A 4,179-nucleotide genomic window follows, 5' to 3' on the forward strand; every position below is an offset into this window, starting at 1 on the left:
CCACCGGTCCCGGAGCCCGCGCCGGACGCGGCGACCGCGCCCGCGCCGAGCCCCGCCGCGACGGGCGCCAGACCGGCGATCGCCCCGAGGCCCGCCACGCCGAGCACGAGCGGCGCGACGACCGCCCGCATGCCGTGGTTGACGTCGCCGAGCTCCAGGACGAGCCCACGGCACTCGCCGCACTCGTCGAGGTGCCTCTCCACCGCCGCCGTCTCACGCGTGCCGAGGCCGCCGCGCACGTACGAGCCGAGCTTGCCCGCGAACGCCCGGCACCCGGGCTCGAGCGGGTCGCCGAGGTGCTGCTGCAGGTACGCCTGGCGCAGGCCCTCGCGCGCCCGGTAGGCGAGCGCGGCCACGCTGTTCGCGCTGATGCCGAGGATCGGGGCGATCTGCGCGGGGTTGAGGCCGTCGACCTCGGTGTGCCAGAGCACCGCCTGCCACCGCTCGGGCAGCGAGTGGAACGCGCGGGCCACGACGCCGCGCTCGAAGCCCGCGAGCGCCGGGTCCTCGGCGGAGCCGGCCCAGGCGGTGCCGGACTCGAGCGCGGCGAGGTCGTCGGTGGGCTGCTCGCGGCGTCCGGCGTCCCGGCGCGTGCCGGCGACGCGGCGCACCACCGTGAACAGGTAGGCACGGAACGCCTCGGTGGGGCCGTTGCCGCGCTGGAGGGCGCCCATGACGGCGGCGAAGGACTCCGACACGACGTCGTCCGCGTCCGCCGCCGAGTTCGTGTAGCGGGCGGCGACGGCCCGCGCGGCCTCCGCGTGGCGCTCGTAGAGCACGCCGAGAGCACCCGCGTCACCCGAACGGGCGGCGGCGATGAGCTCGGCGTCTGAGACGGAAGCCTCGTCGAGCTGGTCCGGGGGCGTGCTCACTGGTCTCCACTTCGCGACAGGCGCGAGTTCACTGTGCCATAAGCGACGCAAGGGGTGAACCGGGCGCAGGCGCGGCCCCGTGGCACCCGGGCGGGTGAAATCCCCCGAACGGGTGACCCCCGGAACGGCCCGTGATCCTGCCCCACGGCGCCCCGCGTGGGTGAAAACACCCTGACCGGCGTCACGACCGGCCGGGGCGCCCCTCTCATCGGGCATGACGACGAACGCCGGCGGTCTGCGCACGCCTGCGCCGCTGCTCACGCGGTGGCGTGAGGCGAGCACGTCGTCGGTGTGGCTGCGCCCCTCCGACTGGCACGACGGCGCGGTCGACGCGGTGGTCGGCGCGTACCTCGTCGGGGTCGGGCTGCACGACGCGGTCGAGCGCCTCGGCCGCGCGCGCGGCGAGGCGGGCGTGGGCGTCACGGAGGCGATCGACGACCTCGCCTGCCTGTGGCGGGCCGACGAGCGGGACGGCGACCCGCCGCTCGACGTCGTCCGCGCACTGTGCCAGGGCTGGGCCGACGGGCAGGCCGGGCTGGCCGTGGCCCCGGCGACGATCGACCCCGAGTCGGGCCTCCCGACGGCGCAGTACCTGACGACGCGCCTCGCGGAGGCCTACCGGGACGCCACGCGCGCCGCGCACGCCGCCGACCAGGTCGACCCGAGGCCCGGGGCGGCCGGCAGCCTCGTCGTCGTCGACGTGGCCGTGGGCGAGGTCGGCGCGCTGCTGCGCTCGCTGCGTGCCGCGGCGGTCGGCGACGCGCTCACCCTGACGTTCGGCGAGGGTCACCCGATGGCCTCGGTGGGCGGCGGCGTGTTCGTGGCCCTGCTCGCGCCCGACGAGGACCAGGAGCTGCGCGTCGCCGAGCTGCGCGCCCGGATCCGGCGCGCCGTGGAGGCCCTCGACGTGGCGGACGTGACGCGCCGCCCGCCGCGCGTGCAGGTGCTGCCGCTGCCCGGCTCGCACCTCGCGGCGATCGCCCTCCTGCAGGGGCTGCGCCGCTCCTGAGCACCGCCCGCCGCGGCGGCTGCAGGTCAAGCGTCCGCATCCGCGGGGCCAAGACCGCCTGTGGGCCAGGTCACGCACCTTTGTGCGGTCCAGGGGTGCCCGACCGGCCGTTCAGGGTTACCGTCGATGGATGACGCCCGCGCAGGCGGCGCCGAAGCCGTCCTCAGACCCCACCGGAGCAGAGCCCGCCACCGGCTCGCTCCCTCATCAACGCACGCTCGACGAGCGGCCCGTGGACCTCGCGAGCCTCGACCCCGGCGAGCACGCCCGCATCGCCGCCGGCACCTCGACCGACGTCTTCGCGGTCGACGACGCCACCCTGCTGCGCCGCTACCGCGACGGCCGCGACACCGCCGGTGAGGCGCGCGTGCTGCGGTACGTCGCCGGGCTCGGCTTCCCCGCGCCGGCCGTGATCGACGCGTCCGGCCCGGACCTGCTGCTCGAGCGGCTGCACGGCCCGACGCTGCTGCAGGCGCTGGCGGCGGAGGAGGTGAGCATCCCGGACGGAGCGCGGGTGCTCGCCGACCTGCACACCCGCCTGCACGCGCTGCCGGCGCCGGAGGGCTCCGCCCCGGGCGAGGTGCTGGTCCACCTCGACATCCACCCGGCCAACGTCATCCTCACCGAGGCGAACGGTCCGTACCTCATCGACTGGTCGACGGCCCGGCCGGGACGCGCGGCGCTCGACGTCGCCCTGACCGCGATCATCGTCGCCGAGGTCGCCGTGGACGCCGGCGGCACCTACTCGCAGGCGGCCCGGGCGATGCTCGTCGCGTTCCTCGCGGCGGTCGACGAGGACGTCGTCGGCTCGCTGGACGAGGCCGTGCAGCAGCGCCTCGTCGACCCGGCGCTGGTCAGCGGCGAGCGCGAGCTCGTCGTCCCCGCCGCGGAGCTCGTCCGCCACCTGGTGGAGCTCGCCCGTCACCCGTGACGAGCGGGCGCCGTGCTCAGCGCGGCGTGAAGGTCAGGCAGTCCGCGTGGTCGTGCCCGGAGCCGATCCGGACGGCGTCCGCGGTGCACTCGAGCGACGCGTTGTGGAGGCACTCGGCGCGCTGGCACGCACCGACGTGCGAGACGACCTTGTCGAGGCCACCCTTCGTGCCGAGCGGGATGAACGTCGCGCAGGCGGCGTCACCGGCGCTGCCGGCGATCGTCACGGCGGCCGCGTGGCAGTGCGAGTGGTCGTTGTAGGAGCAGCCGGCGACCGAGCACTCGGCGACCTGCGGCATCTCCATCAGGGTGCTCATGCGGACCTCCGAGACGTCGTCCGGGTGGCGCGCCGTCGCGCCCATCCCTCGACGGTAGACCCGCCCGCCGGGCACGGCCAGCAAGGCAGTCCTGCCTCACCGGGAGCCGATGAGGGAGCGGTCAGCGCGGGAGCGCGTCGAGGAAGCGCGACGTGCGGCGCAGCCCGAGGACGACGAGCGCCACGCCGGCGAGCAGCGGCACGAGCCCCCACAGCCGGTCGATCCCGAGCAGGAACCCACCGAGCCCGACGAGCAGCACGCCGGCGAGCGCCGCCACCAGCTGCCGGACGAGCGCCCCGACGCCCACGACCCGGGACACCGACGACCAGGTGGGACGGTCGTCCGACGTGAGGGAGGACCACGCCCGCGCGAGCCGGCCGCGAGCGCCCGGGGCGTCGGCCGGTACGGGCCCGGCGGCGTCGACGGCATGACCCGGCTCCACCGCGTCCCGGCGCAGGCCGGCGAACGGGTCGACCTCGGCGCCGCCGAGCCGGCCGGGCGGCGGCGTCCACGCGGCGTCGGGCGCGGGAGGACCCGCGTGCAGGTCGAGGCGGTCCTCCGGCGCGGGCTGCCACGCGGTCGGCGACGTCATGACGGTCCTCTCCGGGCGCGCGGGACCGCGCCCCCGGGTGGGACTTCGGCGCGGAAGGCCGTGCGCTTGAGCCCCGACGCCCGCCCGACCGCCGCGGGTGCGGTGCGTCACCGGCCTAGCGGCGACCTCGTCCCCCGGTCGCGCTCGGCGGGCGACGTACGCTCGGAGCGTGGCCACCTTCTCCGCCGTGACGCGTCAGCACATCCTCCAGGCGATCGCGGAGTACGACGACCGCGGGGCCGACGTCTTCCGCGGCGTCTACGGGTTCGAGCCCTCGACGGGCTACCCGCTGCTGCACGAGGGCCGCAGCTACGACTCGCGGGCGGTGCTCGGCGTGGCCCACCGGTACGCGACCGGCCGGCTCGCGACGGCGGACGAGTTCGGGGACGGCATGGCGGCCGCCGCCGCGCTGCTGCGGCGCCGCGGCTTCGAGGTCGACGAGCCCGTCTCGGCCGCTCC

The 4,179-nt window shown here is 76.7% G+C and carries 6 protein-coding genes; 3 read left to right on the forward strand and 3 right to left on the reverse strand.

Translation table 11 applies throughout. The annotated features are described in order from the left end of the window. Positions 1–872, reverse strand: an 872-nt coding sequence (locus HGCM_RS19590; protein ID WP_019135343.1) for a sigma-70 family RNA polymerase sigma factor, incomplete at its 3' end; no start/stop codon positions are given. A 214-nt stretch (positions 873–1,086) separates the two neighbouring features. Between HGCM_RS19590 and HGCM_RS02675 the strand changes: the two genes are divergently transcribed. Together HGCM_RS02675 and HGCM_RS02680 are read left to right on the forward strand one after the other, a co-directional pair. After that, positions 1,087–1,881 (forward strand): hypothetical protein, encoded by a 795-nt coding sequence (locus HGCM_RS02675; protein WP_019135344.1) that lies wholly within the window; start codon positions 1,087–1,089, stop codon positions 1,879–1,881. A 130-nt stretch (positions 1,882–2,011) separates the two neighbouring features. Continuing rightward, complete coding sequence (locus HGCM_RS02680) at positions 2,012–2,812, forward strand: phosphotransferase (RefSeq protein ID WP_026075219.1); 801 nt, start codon at positions 2,012–2,014, stop codon at positions 2,810–2,812. A gap of 16 nt (positions 2,813–2,828) precedes the next feature. Here HGCM_RS02680 and HGCM_RS02685 read toward each other — a convergent pair whose 3' ends face one another. Further along, on the reverse strand, positions 2,829–3,128 hold the full coding sequence (locus HGCM_RS02685; RefSeq protein WP_026075220.1) for a DUF1540 domain-containing protein: 300 nt from the start codon (positions 3,126–3,128) through the stop codon (positions 2,829–2,831). A 121-nt stretch (positions 3,129–3,249) separates the two neighbouring features. Then, positions 3,250–3,720 carry a hypothetical protein gene (locus tag HGCM_RS02690; protein ID WP_019135347.1) on the reverse strand — a complete coding sequence of 157 codons (471 nt, stop codon included), beginning with the start codon at positions 3,718–3,720 and terminating at the stop codon, positions 3,250–3,252. Between the two features lie 169 nt (positions 3,721–3,889). Here HGCM_RS02690 and HGCM_RS19595 point away from each other — a divergent pair. Beyond that, a partial coding sequence (locus HGCM_RS19595) for a ScoMcrA-related endonuclease (protein ID WP_019135348.1) occupies positions 3,890–4,179 on the forward strand: 290 nt, incomplete at its 3' end.

The sequence above is a fragment of the Cellulomonas massiliensis JC225 genome (assembly GCF_000312005.1).
Lineage (GTDB): Bacteria > Actinomycetota > Actinomycetes > Actinomycetales > Cellulomonadaceae > Cellulomonas > Cellulomonas massiliensis.